Origin of the sequence: Stenotrophomonas tumulicola (assembly GCF_014117215.1) — a bacterium.
Lineage (GTDB): Bacteria > Pseudomonadota > Gammaproteobacteria > Xanthomonadales > Xanthomonadaceae > Stenotrophomonas > Stenotrophomonas tumulicola.
The window spans coordinates 1,045,761-1,062,731 of the sequence record NZ_JACGXS010000001.1; the positions used below are offsets into that span (position 1 = coordinate 1,045,761).

A 16,971-nucleotide genomic window follows, 5' to 3' on the forward strand; every position below is an offset into this window, starting at 1 on the left:
GTTGCTCATCCTCCGATGGAGGCCAGGTGCGGGGTCAGCCCGGTCTGGCCCTGGTGCAGTCCATGCCCGGCCGCTTTCAGGCCAAGCTGCGTGGTAATGCGTGCCAGCAGCGCGTCATGGTCATCGTCGCTCTGCAGCAGCGGGCGCAGCGGCACGCCGAACTCGCCGAACAGGCACAGCCGCAGGTCACCCTTGGCGGTCACCCGCAGGCGGTTGCAGCCCTTGCAGAAGTCACGCGAATACGGGGCGATGATGCCCACCGTGCCGCGATGGTCCGGGTGGCTGTACTCACGCGCCGGGCCGGCATCGGCGGCGCGCGGCCGTTCGTGCCAGCCAGCCGCCAGCAGCTGCTCGATCACCACGTCGGCGCGCAGGTGGTGGCGCTGGAAATAGGCTTCGTTGTCGCCGGTGCGCATCAGTTCGATGAAGCGCACGCTGAAGGGGCGGTCACGCAGGTAGTCCATCCACTGCGGCAGCTCGTCGTCGTTCAGGCCACGCAGCAGCACCGCATTGAGCTTGATCGCCGGCAGGCCCAGCGCCTGCGCCAGGGCCAGGCCCTGTTCGATCTCCGGCAGGCGGTCATGCCCGGTGATGGTCTTGAAACGTTCGCGCTGCAGGCTGTCCATGCTCACGTTCAGCGCGGTCAGGCCGGCGCGGTGCCAGCCCGGCAGGCGCCGCGGTAGCAACGTGCCATTGGTGGTGATGGCCACCTTGCGGATGCCCGGCACCGCCGCCACGGTGGCGATGATCTCATCCAGGTCCTTGCGCAGGCTGGGCTCGCCGCCGGTCAGGCGGATCTTGCTCATGCCCAGCGCGGCAAACGCACGCACCAGGCGCGCGATTTCTTCCACCTGCAGGAAGCGCGGGCGGCCATCGGCCTGGTAGCCGTCGGGCAGGCAGTAGCTGCAACGGAAGTTGCAGGCTTCGGTCAACGAAAGGCGCAGGTACGGAAAGCTGCGTCCGAAACCGTCGGTGAGTTGGCGGGGATGATCTGCCAGTGCGCCCTCACCTACCGGCTCTGGCGCCCGAATGAGCTCGGCTGACATTCTTAGTCCTCCCTACGACATGCCGGCGCAATCACTGTGAAATGACCACCCTGACCGGGATCGACTTCGCCGCGGGGGTACCACTGATGCGATCGAAGTAATCCAGAGGTAGCAGTGGATTGAGTTCAGGGTAGTAGCCCGCAATCGCGCCACGCGGCATCGGATAGTCAAGCACAGTCAACCCATCGACCCGCCGGCAGACGCCATCACTGGAGATCGTCTCGAGGCTCACCTGTTCCTCCTTCCCAATCCCTCGTGCTACTCGATCTTCCAGGTTCATGAAGAGGATCATTCGATCGTTATACACACCGCGATAGCGATCGTTGTAGCTGTAGATTGTCGTGTTGTACTGGTCATGGGAGCGAACCGTGGCCAGCCGAAGCATAGTGGGATCCTCGACCAGGTCGTTCACTTCAAGACCCGGCAACACCAGAATATTGGCCTTCCCGTTAGGTGTCGGCCACTCACGGCGGCGCGGCGGAATGTCCAAGTGGAAGCCACGCGGCGCCTGGATCCGTTCATTGAAGTCTGCGTAGATGCTGGGATAGACCGCCGCGATCAGCTCACGAACATGGTTGTAATCGTGCATGCAAGCTGCCCAGTCGACCTTGCTGTCCGGCAGTGTTGCCATTGCCATGCGGCACACGATCTCAACTTCCGGAAGAACATGTTCACTCACAGGCTCCAGTACTCCACGGGATGCGGTGACATTCGACATGGCATCCTCAATGGTGACAAACTGCTCACCCAGCGGGGTATGGATCCACTCCGAGCGCGCCACCACCGGTAGGATCAGCGCCTCCTTGCCATGCACTAGGTGGCCACGGTTGAGTTTGGTGGCGATGCCAACCGTAAGCTCAAGACCACGCATTGCCCTGTAGGCAATTTCGGTATCAGGAACAGCATGGATGAAGTTCCCGCCCATGCCGATGAAGACCTTGGCGGTTCCAGCCAGCATCGCCTCAATAGACTCAACCACATGGTGCCCATGTTCGCGCGGCGGTTCGAACCCGAACACGTCGCGAACTTGGTCCAGGTAGCGTTGCGTCGGCTTCTCATCAATGCCGACGGTACGGTCGCCTTGCACGTTGGAATGGCCGCGAATAGGAGCAATGCCCGCCCCGGGCTTTCCGAAGTTGCCGCGCAGCATCAGCAGATTGGCAACCTGCTGCAAAAGGCGAGATCCTTGCTGGTGCTGGGTCAGGCCCATGCCATAGCAGATAATGGTCGCACGGGAACGGATGTAGATCTCTGCACAACGCAGAATCTGCTCCTTCTTGATCCCGGACACTTGGACGATCTGGCTCCACTCCAGGGACATCACTTCTTCACGCAATGCCTCCAGCCCGACGGTGTGCTCGGTCAGGAATTCGTGATCGAGAACAGACTCGCCGGCCGCTTCCCGCTCGAACATAGCCTTCATGATGCCCTTGATCAGGGCCAGGTCACCGCCGATGCGAATGTGTACAAATTCACTGGAAATCTCGGTGGAGCCAAACGTGGCCATCTGCACGACGTCCTGGGGCTCGGCAAAGCGAATCAGCGCACGTTCCGGCATAGGATTGACCGCGACAATTGGAGCATTACGCTTCCGCGCCTCCACCAAGTTGGACATCATTCGTGGTGAGTTGGTGCCTGTGTTCTGGCCGATGACGAAGATGGCCTCAGCATGCTCAAAGTCATCGAGCACGATAGTGCCCTTGCCGACACCAATTGCCGGCGGCAACCCCCGGCTGGTCGGCTCGTGGCACATGTTCGAGCAGTCCGGGAAGTTGTTGGTTCCGAACTCGCGCACGAAGATCGAGTACAGGAACGCGGCTTCGTTCGGCGTCCTCCCCGAGGTGTAGAACTCAGCCTCATGCGGGCTGGACAGGGCCTGCAGGTGTCGCCCGATCAGCGCGAAGGCCTCATCCCAGCTACAAGGAACGTAATGGTCGGATACCGGGTCATATCGCATCGGCTCGGTCAATCGACCCTGCATCTCCAGCCAATAGTCGGACTGCGCCATCAGCTCCTGGACAGTGTGCTCCGCGAAGAACTCACGCGTGGCGCGATGCTTGGTTGCCTCCCATGCCAAGGCCTTCGCACCGTTTTCGCAGAACTCCAGCTTCTTGGTGTGATCTGCATCCGGGAAAGCGCAACTGGGGCACTTGAATCCCCCAGGCTGATTCATCGACAAAAGCGCTTTAGATCCCTTGGCAATGACGCTCTGCTGCATCAGAACCTTGGCGGTTGCACCGGCGGCACCCCAACCACCGGCAGGATGGTCGTAGGCTTTGTAACGGGGGATCTTCTGCTCTGACATGACAGGCACTCGCAGCATGCAATTGGGAGTGGGAAAAGTTAAGCACGCGACGGCCTCCCCTTCCACGGACAGTATGTCCACCCTGCCCAGACAAGACGTCCGGCGTACACGCCGGGGATCGAATCGAGGCACTGGTGTCCGATACGAGTGCCTCAACGGACCCGAAGCGCTCATCCTGGCCCTCACCACGAACAGGTCTTCACGCCACCCGCCATCGATTGTAACTATCTAATTTATCGGGCGTTTTCTAGCTACAGGCACATGTAGCGGACAGGCGGGCCACAGCCCCTCGAACAGAATGTCGGATCAACTCAGCCAAACTGTCCATCTGCGAACATTTGTAAATTTTGACCGCAGCGGGGTGTACGCCTTGGGATACTCTCCGCACTGTCAAACCACTAAGAAGTCCCCGACCCGAGGGACCCTGCACGCCCAGATCATCGTTACCGGCTTCCCTCCCCGCCAGGCCTCATCTCCATGCAAGCGCCCAGCCCAGTACCTGCCAACGAGCCCTGCGGCATCGCATATCGAAGAACCCTTCGGTGGCGTGGTGGCGAGCGCGGCTCAATCATGGACAGCGTTGCCGAAGAAGTGCCTGTCGCGATGCTCTACAACGACAGTCCTTTCTCGGTGATGATGGCCAGCCCAACGGATCTGGAAGACTTTGCGCTGGGCTTTTCCATGACGGAGGGAACAATTTCTGATCCCTCCCAACTTCTCCGGATTGAAGTGAGGCCATCGCTGGAAGGCATTGAGCTGGCGATGGAAGTCACAGATAGTGCGCCCATCGTGTCAATGCCCAACGACGCCACCCGCAACCTACCCGGGCGTAGCGGTTGCGGGCTATGTGGAGCTAGTCGACTGGAGCAAGTGCTCAGAATGCCTTTGCCAATCGACCGACCCACCACCTACTCCGCCTTGGCGCTACGCGTAGCACTGTCCTCGCTAAAAGGGCTACAGCCAATGAACGAGGCTGCCGGCTCAACCCACGCAGCAGCATGGGTTCTCCCGGACGGAGCTATCGAAGTGGTACGCGAAGACGTGGGCAGGCACAACGCACTAGATAAGCTCATTGGTGCAATGAGGCGCTCATCGACTTCAACCAACGAAGGTCTCGTGCTTCTATCTAGCCGTGCTAGCTACGAAATGGTGAGTAAGGCCGCCTATGCAGGCATGGCGATCGTTGCAGCGGTATCGGCACCCACAGCCTTAGCCATAGATCTCGCAAAGGCCGCAGGGATCTGTCTTGTCGGTTTCGCGCGCTCGGATGGCTTCAACATCTATTCACACCCCCAGCGCCTACTCGATTTGGAAGCTGCACACCTAGCAGCCGTATGACGCCAGATGACGCCTGCCGTGCAATGAGCAAGGATCTCCGCCGATGAAATTGCTAGGCACCATCGGAACTTGAGCCGCTAGCCACCACCCACCCCCTATTGGGATCGTTATGGACGCCCTCCTCCTTTCCCGAATTCAGTTCGGCTTTCTCATCAGCTTCCATGTGCTCTTCCCTGCCTTCACCATTGGCTTGGCCAGTTGGCTTGGTTTCGTGGAATGGCGCTGGCTTCGAACCCGCAACCCGGTGTGGCGGGATCTGTTCTTCTTCTGGCAGAAGATCTTTGCCGTGTCCTTCGGCATGGGCGTGGTAAGCGGTATCGTCATGGCGTTCCAGTTCGGCACAAACTGGCCTCGTTTGAGCCAGATCGCCGGAACCGTAATCGGCCCCCTACTGACTTACGAGGTCCTGACAGCCTTCTTCCTGGAGGCAAGTTTCCTCGGAGTGATGATGTTCGGCTGGGGGCGAGTATCACCACGCCTGCACTTCTTTTCCACATGCATGGTCGCACTTGGAACGCTCTTTTCAACGTTCTGGATTCTTGCCTCCAACAGCTGGTTGCATACGCCTGCGGGCTACGAAATGATCAACGGAGTGGTCCATCCGGTTGACTGGTTCGAGGTTGTGTTCAATCCATCGTTCCCCTATCGACTGGCCCATATGGCAATAGGGTCATTCATAACAACCTGCTTCGTGGTGGGTGGTGTTGGCGCCTGGTACCTGCGGCGTAAGGAGCACGTCGAAGCCGGCCGCAAGATGCTTGGGGCGGCTGTGATATTTGCGGCCATTACCGTTCCTGTTCAGATTTTCGTGGGTGACATGCATGGTCTGAACACCCTCAAGCACCAGCCGATGAAGATCGCAGCGGTAGAGGCTCACTGGCATCAGGGCCAAGAAGGTGAAGGAGTTCCGCTGGTCGTCTTCGCTGTACCAAATGAGAAGGAAGAGCGGAACGATCTTGAGATCGCGATTCCGCGTGTTGGCAGCCTCATCCTGACTCACTCCATGGATGGAACCTTCGCACCGCTGACATCCGTACCGGCGAGCGAACGACCTCCGGTCACGCCTGTGTTCTTCGCATTCCGGATCATGGTTGGGATAGGCACCCTCATGCTACTGCTCGCCTGGCTTTCTGCTTTCACCCTGGCCCGCCGTAAGCTGTTCGATTCCGGGGCCCTGCTGCGCGCTTGGAACTGGATGCTTCCAAGTGGGTTCGTTGCTTTGGTGGCCGGCTGGTTTGTCACCGAGATGGGGCGCCAGCCTTGGATTGTCTATGGCGTTTTGCGAACGGCTGATGCCGTGGGACCGCAAACGGCCTGGATGACAGCGATCTCACTCGCGGTCTATGTCGCTGGATATGCGTTCGTATTTGGTTGGGGCATCTGGTATCTGGTCAAGATCCTCCGACATGGCCCACATGCCCAAGACGGAAGTCCGTCGCTAGAGGGTGGTGATCGCACACCTGCACGGCCTATCTCGGCCGCTGATCAATCTCTCTGAGGAACGCTGACATGGACTCGATGACCTGGTTGCCCATCGCCTGGTTCGCCGTCATCAGCTTCGGCGTCCTGATGTACGTCGTCCTCGACGGCTTCGTACTCGGTATTGGCATTCTCGCGCCCTTTGCCGAGGATGAAGAGCAGCTCGATGTGATGATGAACACCGCTGCCCCAATATGGGATGGCAACGAAACCTGGCTGGTGCTCGGCGGAGCCGGATTGCTAGCAGCGTTTCCAACAGCCTATGCAGCGCTTCTTTCGGCCCTGTACCTTCCAGTACTTCTGCTGCTTGTATCATTGGTTTTCCGGGGGGTCGCCTTTGAGTTCAGGTTCAAAGCCCATCGCTCCAAGAGGCTTTGGAGCGTGGCTTTCGGCCTTGGCTCGCTTCTGGCCGCGTTCTCTCAAGGAGTGATTCTTGGCACGGTGGTGCAAGGCGTGCCAATGACTGGTGACACCTACGCTGGCGGGCCATTCCTATGGTTCAGCCCCTTTGCCATGCTTACCGGAGCAGCCTTGGTTGCCGGCTACGCCTTGCTTGGAGGCACCTGGCTAATCTTGAAGACCGAGGGGCGAACCCACGCACTTGCCAGGCGCCTGACCCGCCCCCTGGTGGTCGCCGTGATCGTGGCCATGGGGCTCGTGAGCAGCTGGCTGCCGTTCCTTGATCTGCGACTAATGACTCGCTGGTTCAGTGACGGGAATTTCTGGTGGCTGTCCCCCGTCCCCCTTCTTACGCTCGCCGTGGCAGTGGCGCTGTGGCGCGCGGAGAAACGCCCCACTCATGATCTTGCCCCTTTCCTACTGAGCCTGTCGTTGTTTGTCCTGGGTTACCTAGGCCTCGTACTCGGCATGTGGCCGTACCTGCTCCCCCCGGCATTGACGATCTGGGATGCAGCAGCGCCAGTGTCGTCGCTTGGCTTCAGCCTGGTCGGCTTGGCGGTCATGCTTCCTGTCATCCTGGGCTACACCGCCTGGTCATACCGCGTTTTCCGCGGCAAGGTGAGTGCGAGCACGAGCTATCATTGAGCGTGATATGCCGCCCATTCGCCTGAAGTGGAGAATGGGCTCAACTAAAGCCCGGAAAGGGCGAGTGGGTTCGGTGGCGGCCGACTCATGAACTGAATGTCACTGGACTATCTTCAGCTAAGCCGAAGGTCAAATGCCACCGCCTCTGGCCCTCGACTTGACTCAATCAGTTAGCCAATACGCCCGGCCTCCCAGAATCGTGTATCGCCCTAAGACACACAGGATGTGATGAGTGGGGCCTTCAGCCGACCCTGAATCGTATGCCTTCGGATCGAACTGACTTGAAGGAAAGTCGATGATTCACGGTGAGGTGGTAGAAGAACGCCTCACACCAACGAAGTCGCCTAGAAAGAAGGACTACATCATGTATGGGGCCGCTACGAGATAGCCACCTGACAAGAGTGAGTGGGTCCCTTCCCGACAGCATGGGGCTAAGTAGCTCAACAGTAGAGCCTCTGGCCAACGTGCAAACCCACGGCCGTACGGATCTTAACCATAGGTGGAAGCCCTCCCGCTCAAGCCTACGCCTTTCAGCAAGCTCCGCTCTGAGCTGACGCCGGCGAACTTGGCGGGCTATCTCCAAGTGTGGCGAGTACTCCCCCTTGCCATGATAGGCAACCTTCAGGACGTAGCCCCGGGCCCTGGTAGGAATCGGTGAGTACGAAGCTCGAACACGCGCAAAGAAGTACCCCGCGAAAACGGCAGTTGCGACGAGAACAACATGAAGTTCGCTCGGGGCGATACGGTATCCACTCGCGGTGAAGAACTGGACGCAAACAAGTCCATCACAACCCGTAGGAATCAACGTTCGATACAACGTCGTCCCGGGAACATACAAGAGAAAAATGAAGCCATAGGCGCACCATTTCCAGCAATGAACTCGCTGATCCAGCACCGGCTCCCAACTGAGCTCTCTTTTGGGGCGGCGCAGAACGTAAGCGCCAATGAAGAGCAGCGAAGGAACGCCCAATAGCAGCAGCAGGTCGATGATCTTCTGAATTGAGTACATGGCAGGGTACTTAGAACGTCGCTCCGGAGCTCCTGGGCAAACGGGATGCCATCGACTGGATTCGTGGCCGGGACGACCCGCCAGGAGTCTGGACAGGGCTGTATCGGCCGCGCGACATGGAACTTGAACCACTGATTCGTCCATGCTCAATGGCCTACTCGCGCTCCTCGGCATAGCACGGCTCCCCAAAGAACCTAGAACACCGCTGGAGGAAGCGACGGGACTTTCACTCACAACTCCAGCGCAGCCACGGACAGCAGTGTGGCGATATCTGAAGATCAGATAGACGCGGACTCGCCTCGCTGCTATGCTGGTGAGCTAGGCGAGCGATCTGAGAGACAAGTGGCCTATGTTGTCACCCAACCGACCCTCATTTCGCATTGGCCAGAGTTGGACGATTTCGTTCGTTCAATCGGCCCGTTCTTAGCCTGCGCCTGGTGCGCACTGGAGCGCTCAAGGACCGTAAGCGGGCCTGTTGCCGCCGAGGGCTTGGCCTCAGCCGCACTCGATACGCTTGCCTCACTTCGCGTACTGCAGCGCATTCCCATCGCAGCCCCCAATTCCGGGGCGAGGTCCTTGTATGAGCCTCTGGCATGGACCTATCAGGCCGCTTGGTCACGTCAGGACGTGAGTCTGGAGGCCAGGTTGACCAGTACGCTTACCCGATGGGCTGCCGAATGCCCGTCCACTGCCAAACGGACCTTGGGAACCTCGCTCGCAGAGAGCGAAGCCCGTGCATACCTGGCCAACCTGCTACGCAAGTATCGGCTATCTCCCACGCTGGGCAATGGCCTGAGATCGACCCAGCTCCCGGAGTGGAATGCACTGAGCTTGGGACGCAAGAGGTATGTACTGTGGGCCGGCATGCGCAACGTTGCGTCGGAGTTCCTGAAAGCTGATCTGGACGAGGAGGCCGCCCGTCGGGTACTTGATCGAGAGATCAGCAGGAGATGCACTTGGCTCGTTAGCCGAGTTCAATCGGGAGCACTTGGCCCGACTGACTTTTGCTTCGTGCCAGGCCATGGCTGGCGTCAGCCGTTGATCTTGGACGTGGCAATGGAGACGTTTATCCCTCTGGGCAGACAGTACTGGCTGCAGCCAAGTAGCGACTGGAGGCTTTAGCGGATACTCTCCGCGCCGCGTCCACTAGTGGGCGCGCGACCCAGCGAATCCGGTGTCAGCGGTCGACTAGATCGCGTAGGTATCGGTGGCGCCAATAGCCAGGGCTGGCCTTGAACGACTGATGAGCTCGCCACGCGTTTGATCTGGAAGGGCAACTACGAGCGCAGTCCCTGTGCCCATTGCTGCAGGAAATCCTCCTGGACAGCGGTCTCGATGGCACCCGGCCTGACACGTCGCACCGAGCCAATGGCAGCCTGCGCTGTTCGCTCAGCCCCTGACTGCAGTAGAAGCATCGCTGCGACAGTGCCGGCTCGCCCCAGCCCACCCTTGCAGTGGACCACAATGCGCAGGCCCGAATGCAAACTCCGAACGAGCATTGACCCCAGTACTGGCCATCGTTCGAGCAACCTCTGGTCAGGTGCTGCGCCATCCGTGATTGGAAGGCCATGCCATGAGATGCCCTGCCCTTCAACCACTTGAGGCAAGCACTCGATCCGCAACTCACTGAACTCCCACGGCTCGAGTAGCGTGATCAGGTGGCTGGCTCCCCAACACTGAATCACAGAGACATCCACATCGATGTCTCTCGCCCATGCCCCCGTCATCGCAACTTCTTGGTACTTACCTGGCGCGAAGGTCACACCAATTGCCCCTCCCCTTTCGCCAACCGGGAGTTCCGCGATAGCTAAAGGGTGGGTCAAACTTGTTCGAATCATGTCGGATCTCCTGAACGACAGCCCATTCCTATGCAGCAACCGGCGCTGCTGGCTGGAAGAGCTGCACCCGCCAACCCACTCACTAAGCACACCAACTACAACGGAACAACCAATCGTTCCTTCAGCATCTCAAGGGCCACTTCCAGGCCGGCGTCATCCGCGTCATATGGAGCGCCGAACAAAGAGACCTCAATCCAATAGCGCTCCTGCCCCGGATGGATGTAGTCCGCGTGATCGTCCAGCAACAGCGCTGCACCCAGGATCGGAGACACATACCGGAGGTCCTTCGTTGCCCCTCCCCAGAATGTATATGGCAACTCAGCGAACCAGCCTGGCGCGCTCCCTTCCTCGACCAGCAGCCGCGAAATCCTGCGGAAAGCTGCCTCAGGGACCGTGGTGTAGATGACCAGATGCTCGAAGAGTTCATGAGCGACCTCAAGGAACTGATAAAGCCCTGGGCGTGGAATCTGGCTGACAGCATTTGAGATCAGCGTCCCCTCGAGATCGAGAGCAAGGATGGTCGGTCGCATTGAGCGCTAGGATCCTCATCAGCAGTTGGACACTTGGATCTGGAGCGTTCCGCGCTGCGCTTGGTCATCGGACGCAGTTGCGGAACGCCAATGAGTCAGATATCTGAGAACTTCTCGGCTTGCTTAAGCTGATTCTCCAGAGACTGGATCTTTTCCCTATAGTTGGCAGCTATGTAGGGCTTGTCATTGAAGTCCAAAGCCGTCTGAGGAATTAGTTCGAGCTCGACTCGCGTTGAAGACGCTTGTCGAATTGCCAGTGTCGACCACGCATCATCACCTTTTACGAAGCCAACATTGAAGCGCGCCGTGACGCCGCGGCTCGGCTTGAGGCCATCAATCGATCGGAAGTCGCTGTGCACCCGCGACTTTGCCGTGGGCTGAGCTTCGCCATTGATGTAGAGCGTCGCCGCCCAGCTGGCCTGGCTGAGCGCCAAAGTTGAGCTATTCGCAATTCGCGCCTCAATGACCGGCTTCGGGCCAAAGAAGCTGTCCTCGATCCGTAACGTTGCGCCACTCGCACGCACTCTTTCTAGTTCGGTGATCGTCGGCCGCTGCGCGTTGGCCTGCTCCTGCAGAGCAAGAATTTCTTTTGGATGGGCATCCCTAATCTGCTTGATGTGCCCCCTAACCACCTGTCTTATAGATGCATTCGGGTAGGCCTTGTTCAGCTCAGCCAGATCAAGGCCGGCAACGGCCCAGTTGAAGGCATCCCGCTCATGGGCACTCAGCTCGGCGTCAATTGCGTCAATCGACGCTCTGTATTGCTCCTGCGTGCCGTCAGTGACCAACTTCCTGTCTACTGGACCGCTGCAGGCGGCAACTAGGACCGTCAGAGCAAGCAGCAAGCCCTGCCTGCCCCAGCCAGCTGCGTCGCGTCGACGTTGTTCTTTGATCATGCCCTTCCCCTGTCAATGAGAAGCACAGGATATCTGGTTTTTAGATATCGGAGAACTGGATATAGCTTCTGAAGCCGCTCAACCAGGGTGCGGCCGTGGCCAAGACAATCCATCGCAAGGAATACGCCGCCCTGATTGAGACCGTCAGAGACGCGCGCTTGGCTGCTGGCCTTACCCAAGTACAAGTGTCCAGCAAGCTGGGGCGCAGCCAGTCGTTCATTAGCGATGTTGAGACAGGGAAGCGCAGGGTTGACGTCGTGGAGCTTAGGGACATAGCGCGCCTGACAGGCCTATCCCTGGGCAAGCTCATTGCCGACTTTGAGAAGCGACTCAAAGACTGACTTTACTGAGCTAAGGCTCAGTCTTCTTCAGATGCGTACCACTAGGCTCACGCCTAGTGCCCACCCCACTATCCCGCTCAACGAGCATGCGACCACTTTGAGCAAATGGCTTCTTGCCAGTTCTGGCTACACAGGACTGGCTGGTCAAGTGGTGGCCTCCAGCGCACCATCCGAGCTAGAAGGGAAAGCATTCATAAGCCCTGTCGGCGCGCTTGACTGACGATTCCTTCGCAATAAGAGGTTCAGCGCTTCAAGGAAATCCCTTTGGGGCGACCTCTTCGTACTGACCATAGCTTAAAAGGCTCGGCATGCATTGCAGAACCAGCATGCGCATCTCCCCGCAAGAACAGTGACCTCCACCGCGCGGCTAGCGTTGATACCTCTCCCTTGTTGACGCCACTTCAAGGTAACGAAAGATCCTGGAGGCGCATCTCACGGCTCATCAACCATGGGATGCGGATGCTCAACGTCAACCAGCATGTCGACAGAACGCATGAACTTCAGAAGCACTGCGCCCAGAGGCTTGATGCGGGTGTAAGGCGAGCTTCCGATGCTAGAAGTGGGCAGGACTTCCGCCACGCATGCCGCTACCGGACTGATTGGCGCAAACTGCTTGAGAGTTGCAACCTCGCCGTGACAAACATCCTCCGGCACGTCCAGCAGCCCAAGAAACAGGTCGTCAATTGCATCTTGAGTCGGCAAAGATCCGCCGAGCTCAGTCCCAGCCAGCTGCGCGAATGCTCCTTGCCTTGTCAGATCATTCACGAAAGCAAGATAGTGCGAGTGAAACCGGGCGAAGAATGTATCCACCCCACCTGTGCGAGGAGTCACCGGAAGCATGCACGGATAGTCATCTGCGAAGAATACCCCCTTCGCCGAATTGCTACTAAACGCGCTGGAATCCGTATTGCCAAGTGGAAACCCAACATCCTTTGGCAACAGCGATCCCCTACGAAGCCTGACCACCCGCTGCTCCATCAACAGCTGGATTGCCGTGCATGCGTCGGGGCGCAATCCCCAAACAGCACAAAAACGAATAATTGCCCAGCGTAGTGCATCCCGGACATCTACTGCAGTCTCGAGCCTACCGCTGTCTATAGCTAACAGATAGTTACACGCACACAGGCCTATCGCGTCCAAGGAGCCACCTTCGGCCACGTTGAACATGGACTCCAAGGCATCTACCCGACTTGGCGCATAGCTGCTGAGGCCAGGGAGATTGTGATGAGAAGCCACCAGGCGTTCGGTGATGGACGGCATCAGTAGCCCAAGACGCTCCATTAGTGATCGACGTACGCCCCGCAATTGCTCCGCAGTGGGAGCCTCTGTGCTGCAGATCATCCAGATCGGATGCTCGAAGGCCTCCTTTGCAGCCGCGAACGCTGGATCCCCATGCACCGAGTCAATCAAGTATCCACCAGGACCGCGTAGCTTCCCTGGATGATGCCCCTTGCTGAAGAACCGGTAGAAGGATCGGGGACGACCGTTGGCCGCTTGCGCGTGTATATCGAGCCCAACTCTAGGCAAGAGCAACTGATCAAGATCATCCCAGGTCAGTCGATCGCCATGCAGCCTTCGCACAACGCAGGCCCACACGCTATTGCGGACGACCAGCGCCACGTCTGTTGGAATCTTGCCACGAGGCATACTTATGGATCTTCTGAAGCGGGACTAAAGAATCCCCTAGAACTGGCTGCAATTGTGCATGATGGGGTCCAACGGTAGCTAGGAGTTGCGTCATGCCTATCCAGAATCCAGAAGCAGCAGTCTCCACCGAACTCAGTCGCGAGCTGCTAGAGCGGCATGGGGAGCTCATGGGCGGCAGCGACCTCCAGCGGAACCTTGGCTTTCCAAACGGCCGCACCTTCGGCCGAGCCGTCCAGCGTGAACTTTTGCCGGTTCGCACCTTTCCGCTGCCAGGTCGGCGGGGGTTGTTCGCCAAAACGCGAGATGTCGCTGAGTGGCTGAACTCGCTGTAATTCCTGAGCACGCGAGCTGAGGCCGAAGCCAAAAGGCCCGCACCACTTCTGATCTGCTGAAACTCACCTAGGCGCACAGTGCGCCCCTGAACGGCTTGACGCCAAAACTCCAGCTTCAAAGGAGGCATTTAGCCCCCCAGTTCATCAAATCTCCGACCCCGGAAATGAAATCGCCCCCGCAGCAACGGGGGCGATAGCCTCTCGCCGGAGCGAGAGGGGGTGAAGCTCTACGATAACGTATGTAGGCTCCCGCAATTCCGACTTCGTGTCAAGCGGCAAAGCTGCTTGAGCGGGCATCTGCGCGCTCCGACTGCCATCGTATGGCAATCGGCACGGCACCCCATGCCCGAAATCCCCAATGACCCTGCTGGCCATTGCCGCCAGTACCGAGCCTCATTCTCCGAGGCCAACCGGGAAGTCGATCGATGAAGATCCAACACTCAGCTGACCATGCATTGAGTCATCCCTCAATCGCGATTGCGCAGCGCCACTCCTCGACCATGCGAACTGCAGTCATCCACAAGGAGGCAGCATGAGCAACCACGCGACCAATCCCGTGAGCCCGTTCCAAGGCGTAGCGTCTGCACGCGCCTCCGACCCGCTCCACAATGGGAAGGATCGACCGCTGGCCCCCCGTGAACTAACCGCTGGCCAGATCAAGAGGGGGGACATCTTCACCTTCTTTAGCCCGAAAGAGAACCGGACGGTTACCGTACACGGCCCCCTGCAACTCGCGCTTCGACTGCAATTGGAGTTTGATCCATCAGTGGCGGCCGTGACCGAGAGGCCTCGGTCCATCCCGGTAGGACTTGACAGCATGGAACTCCATTTCTGGTTTCAGAGGCGCGGAGGCCAGGAGATCTATGCAAACGTCATTCCGAATTCGCAGACAGTACCCGGCGTGGATGGCAAGCGTCGTCCTCGCGAGCTGGACCGGCTTCGTTCAGCAGCCAAGGATGCAGGCATCTCTTTGTGGCTAATCACGGAGGACGAACTCAAGGCGCCCGGCGGCAGGAATGAGCTCTGCTACCAACTGCTCGGGTTCTGCCAGTCAGCCAAGGATCTGGGGAGCAGCCTGGCGTTGCGACAGGAAATCGCCGCGACCATCGAGCGAAGCGGCAGCATCAGTGCAGATGAACTCATCCATGAGCTCAGGCACCACCCTCGAACTCACATTCAGGGGGTCGTGGCTGAGTTGCTTCACGTCGGATTTCTGGCGACCGATGCATTTCCTCGAATGACGGGGCGATCAAGGATCTGGAGGGCCGACCCATGAGTTCCAAGTTCAATGCCGTCGACCTCGAGTCGATCCGGGCAACTCCAAGGCCAAATGGGATCGTACTTCCAGCTGATCAACAGTCGGAATTTCAAGCCCGCCTGTCAGCACTCACCAGCGTCCTTGATGGGGCAACCTTGGTCGACGCAGCCCTTCGATGGGGCGTGCCGCGAAATACCCTCTCTCGAATGATCCGGACCGCACTGCTCTTCGACGAGAGCGGTCATCGAGTCGGATACCGAGCCTGCATTCCCTATGCGCGATTCAGCGTGTCAGATCGCAACAACTCGGTCGTCCCCGATAGTTCACATCCGTTCGCCATAGATGCTGTCCTGCAAGCGATCCCCGAACTCGGCGATGCAGTCGCAAGATTCAAGGGCGCCTTGCCAACACAGTCCAAAAGGAGCCCCGCGTTCGACAGGCTGCATTCCCAGTTCGTGAAGGTGCTGACTGGGAAGGGCTTTCAGGCCATGTATCCGCTCAACATCCGTGACAAGGGAAGACGAGCACTGACCTCCCTCATAAAGCGCATCCGAGGCACAAAGAGCGAAAATGAGATGCTCTTGGCTGCGGATGAGCCTACTTCCACCCGAATCGAGAACCTACTCAGCATTCGGCCATTTGATCGAGTTGAGTACGACGAGCATTCCGTCGACATCGACGCATGGCTGGCCATGCCGATGGCGGACGGCTCATTCCGGCTAGAGAAGATTAGTCGGATCTGGCTACTGGCAGTTGTTGATGTCGGGAGTGGCGCCATCCTTGGTTGGGAAATGGTGCTTGGCCGGAAGTACGAGCAACACGATGTAGTCAGCCTGTTCGCGAAGATCATGAGCCCCTGGCAACCAAGGGATCTGAGCACGTCGAACTTGAGCTACTCGACTAGTGCATGGATGCCGTCGATCTACCTAGTGGATGAGGTAGTGATGAGAAGCGCAATGATCGCAATGGACAACGACTCATCCCATCACGCCAAGATGACAGTCCGAAATCTCATTGATCATCACAAGGGAATCCTGCACTTTGGACGATCCGGGATGGGCGAAGGTCGCCCCTACATCGAGGCTCTATTCAAGAAGATTGAGAATGGCCTGCTGCGCCACATCGCCGGCGGCTTTGCTCCCGCAACGCAAGTGAATGAGCGTCAAGTCACTACAAAGCTTGACGGGAAAGACCACCCCATTCTCCTGGAGGTCTTGAAAGACCTCATTGACACCTATGTTACCTCGCACAATGTGACGAGCCGGTCCACTCGCGAACCCAGGTCGCCCAAGCGAATCATTGATGAGCATCTGGCATCTGGGGAGTGGGTGTGGCATGCACCTGGCACCGAAGATGACGTGAGAAACATGACCGTTAGGCGGATGAAGGTGACCATCAGAGGCTCCAGAAGGAGTGGTGTACCTCCCCTCGTCTATCTCGACCACGCTAGGTACAGGTCACCAACACTGTCTGGACAGTGGCACCTGATTGGGCAGTCATTTGACGCAACCTACGAAGACTGGCGAGACATTCGCAAGCTGACCCTCTGGAGAGGCGGTAAGCGTGTACTCACACTTCACGCTCTCGCCCCATATGCGAGCGTGGCCCACACGCTGTCGATCAGGAAGCGCGCGGCACGCTGGGCGAAGAGCGACGCGTCACGGGAGCCCGGTAACTACTGTTTAGCCGACAACATTGAGGCCTATCACGCAGCCGTCCGATCGGCGGCCGCTGGCGTCAGGGACAGCGCCTCGCTCATGGCAGCTGGCGATGTGCCCAAGCCACCTTCCACGACCAACAGTCAGGGGCAAGGCTCTCCACTGATGGGAATCCGCAGGGCCACGTTCAACACGAGGCTCCGCTGATGAAGGCCCCGGCGAGCCTTGAGAACCACCCAATGCACGCGCG

At 58.6% G+C, this 16,971-nt stretch carries 13 protein-coding genes; 7 read left to right on the forward strand and 6 right to left on the reverse strand.

What is annotated here, in order from left to right; all coding sequences use genetic code 11:
- Positions 1-5: 5 nt before the first annotated feature.
- Both moaA and H4O11_RS04710 read right to left on the reverse strand, forming a co-directional pair.
- Positions 6-1,046, reverse strand: a complete 1,041-nt coding sequence (moaA, locus tag H4O11_RS04705; protein WP_017354497.1) for a GTP 3',8-cyclase MoaA — start codon at positions 1,044-1,046, stop codon at positions 6-8.
- Positions 1,047-1,077: 31 nt separating this feature from the next.
- The gene (locus H4O11_RS04710; RefSeq protein ID WP_026070515.1) at positions 1,078-3,351 is read right to left on the reverse strand and encodes an FdhF/YdeP family oxidoreductase; all 2,274 of its coding nucleotides are present in this window, start codon (positions 3,349-3,351) and stop codon (positions 1,078-1,080) included.
- A 477-nt stretch (positions 3,352-3,828) separates the two neighbouring features.
- Here H4O11_RS04710 and fdhD point away from each other — a divergent pair, with 477 nt between their 5' ends.
- The 3 genes from fdhD (at position 3,829) to cydB (ending at position 7,212) form a co-directional block, all read left to right on the forward strand.
- Positions 3,829-4,689: a formate dehydrogenase accessory sulfurtransferase FdhD gene (gene fdhD, locus H4O11_RS04715; RefSeq protein WP_026070516.1), complete on the forward strand. Its 861-nt coding sequence runs from the start codon at positions 3,829-3,831 to the stop codon at positions 4,687-4,689.
- A gap of 109 nt (positions 4,690-4,798) precedes the next feature.
- Entirely contained in the window at positions 4,799-6,187 is a 1,389-nt protein-coding gene (locus H4O11_RS04720; RefSeq protein ID WP_017354500.1) for a cytochrome ubiquinol oxidase subunit I, read from the forward strand.
- Between the two features lie 11 nt (positions 6,188-6,198).
- Positions 6,199-7,212 carry a cytochrome d ubiquinol oxidase subunit II gene (gene cydB, locus H4O11_RS04725; protein ID WP_017354501.1) on the forward strand — a complete coding sequence of 338 codons (1,014 nt, stop codon included), beginning with the start codon at positions 6,199-6,201 and terminating at the stop codon, positions 7,210-7,212.
- Positions 7,213-9,498: 2,286 nt separating this feature from the next.
- Here cydB and H4O11_RS04730 read toward each other — a convergent pair.
- The 3 genes from H4O11_RS04730 to H4O11_RS04740 form a co-directional block, all read right to left on the reverse strand.
- Positions 9,499-10,059 (reverse strand): cyclin-dependent kinase inhibitor 3 family protein, encoded by a 561-nt coding sequence (locus H4O11_RS04730; RefSeq protein ID WP_026070517.1) that lies wholly within the window; start codon positions 10,057-10,059, stop codon positions 9,499-9,501.
- A gap of 95 nt (positions 10,060-10,154) precedes the next feature.
- Complete coding sequence (locus tag H4O11_RS04735; RefSeq protein WP_017354503.1) at positions 10,155-10,589, reverse strand: NIF family HAD-type phosphatase; 435 nt, start codon at positions 10,587-10,589, stop codon at positions 10,155-10,157.
- A gap of 95 nt (positions 10,590-10,684) precedes the next feature.
- A complete protein-coding gene (locus tag H4O11_RS04740) occupies positions 10,685-11,485 on the reverse strand; it encodes a hypothetical protein (RefSeq protein WP_017354504.1) in 801 nt (266 codons plus the stop codon).
- 95 nt (positions 11,486-11,580) lie between these two features.
- Between H4O11_RS04740 and H4O11_RS04745 the strand changes: the two genes are divergently transcribed.
- Positions 11,581-11,826: a helix-turn-helix domain-containing protein gene (locus tag H4O11_RS04745; protein ID WP_017354505.1), complete on the forward strand. Its 246-nt coding sequence runs from the start codon at positions 11,581-11,583 to the stop codon at positions 11,824-11,826.
- A gap of 432 nt (positions 11,827-12,258) precedes the next feature.
- On the opposite strand, the gene H4O11_RS04750 is transcribed toward H4O11_RS04745, so the two are convergent.
- Positions 12,259-13,086 carry a hypothetical protein gene (locus H4O11_RS04750; protein ID WP_049421696.1) on the reverse strand — a complete coding sequence of 276 codons (828 nt, stop codon included), beginning with the start codon at positions 13,084-13,086 and terminating at the stop codon, positions 12,259-12,261.
- Between the two features lie 479 nt (positions 13,087-13,565).
- On the opposite strand from H4O11_RS04750, the gene H4O11_RS04755 reads away from it, so the two are divergent.
- The 3 genes from H4O11_RS04755 (at position 13,566) to H4O11_RS04765 (ending at position 16,928) form a co-directional block, all read left to right on the forward strand.
- On the forward strand, positions 13,566-13,805 hold the full coding sequence (locus H4O11_RS04755) for a hypothetical protein (RefSeq protein ID WP_049399270.1): 240 nt from the start codon (positions 13,566-13,568) through the stop codon (positions 13,803-13,805).
- A gap of 532 nt (positions 13,806-14,337) precedes the next feature.
- Positions 14,338-15,081: a hypothetical protein gene (locus H4O11_RS04760; RefSeq protein ID WP_017354507.1), complete on the forward strand. Its 744-nt coding sequence runs from the start codon at positions 14,338-14,340 to the stop codon at positions 15,079-15,081.
- Complete coding sequence (locus H4O11_RS04765) at positions 15,078-16,928, forward strand: hypothetical protein (RefSeq protein WP_049399271.1); 1,851 nt, start codon at positions 15,078-15,080, stop codon at positions 16,926-16,928. The genes H4O11_RS04760 and H4O11_RS04765 overlap by 4 nt, the downstream gene beginning before the upstream one ends.
- Positions 16,929-16,971: the final 43 nt, after the last annotated feature.

Bases quoted from the DNA above. Each gene is read 5' to 3' on its own strand.
- moaA (WP_017354497.1), bottom strand. From the start codon at position 1,046: ATGTCAGCCGAGCTCATTCGGGCGCCAGAGCCGGTAGGTGAGGGCGCA.
- H4O11_RS04710 (WP_026070515.1), bottom strand. From the start codon at position 3,351: ATGTCAGAGCAGAAGATCCCCCGTTACAAAGCCTACGACCATCCTGCC.
- fdhD (WP_026070516.1), top strand. From the start codon at position 3,829: ATGCAAGCGCCCAGCCCAGTACCTGCCAACGAGCCCTGCGGCATCGCA.
- H4O11_RS04720 (WP_017354500.1), top strand. From the start codon at position 4,799: ATGGACGCCCTCCTCCTTTCCCGAATTCAGTTCGGCTTTCTCATCAGC.
- cydB (WP_017354501.1), top strand. From the start codon at position 6,199: ATGGACTCGATGACCTGGTTGCCCATCGCCTGGTTCGCCGTCATCAGC.
- H4O11_RS04730 (WP_026070517.1), bottom strand. From the start codon at position 10,059: ATGATTCGAACAAGTTTGACCCACCCTTTAGCTATCGCGGAACTCCCG.
- H4O11_RS04735 (WP_017354503.1), bottom strand. From the start codon at position 10,589: ATGCGACCGACCATCCTTGCTCTCGATCTCGAGGGGACGCTGATCTCA.
- H4O11_RS04740 (WP_017354504.1), bottom strand. From the start codon at position 11,485: ATGATCAAAGAACAACGTCGACGCGACGCAGCTGGCTGGGGCAGGCAG.
- H4O11_RS04750 (WP_049421696.1), bottom strand. From the start codon at position 13,086: ATGCCGTCCATCACCGAACGCCTGGTGGCTTCTCATCACAATCTCCCT.
- H4O11_RS04755 (WP_049399270.1), top strand. From the start codon at position 13,566: ATGCCTATCCAGAATCCAGAAGCAGCAGTCTCCACCGAACTCAGTCGC.
- H4O11_RS04760 (WP_017354507.1), top strand. From the start codon at position 14,338: ATGAGCAACCACGCGACCAATCCCGTGAGCCCGTTCCAAGGCGTAGCG.
- H4O11_RS04765 (WP_049399271.1), top strand. From the start codon at position 15,078: ATGAGTTCCAAGTTCAATGCCGTCGACCTCGAGTCGATCCGGGCAACT.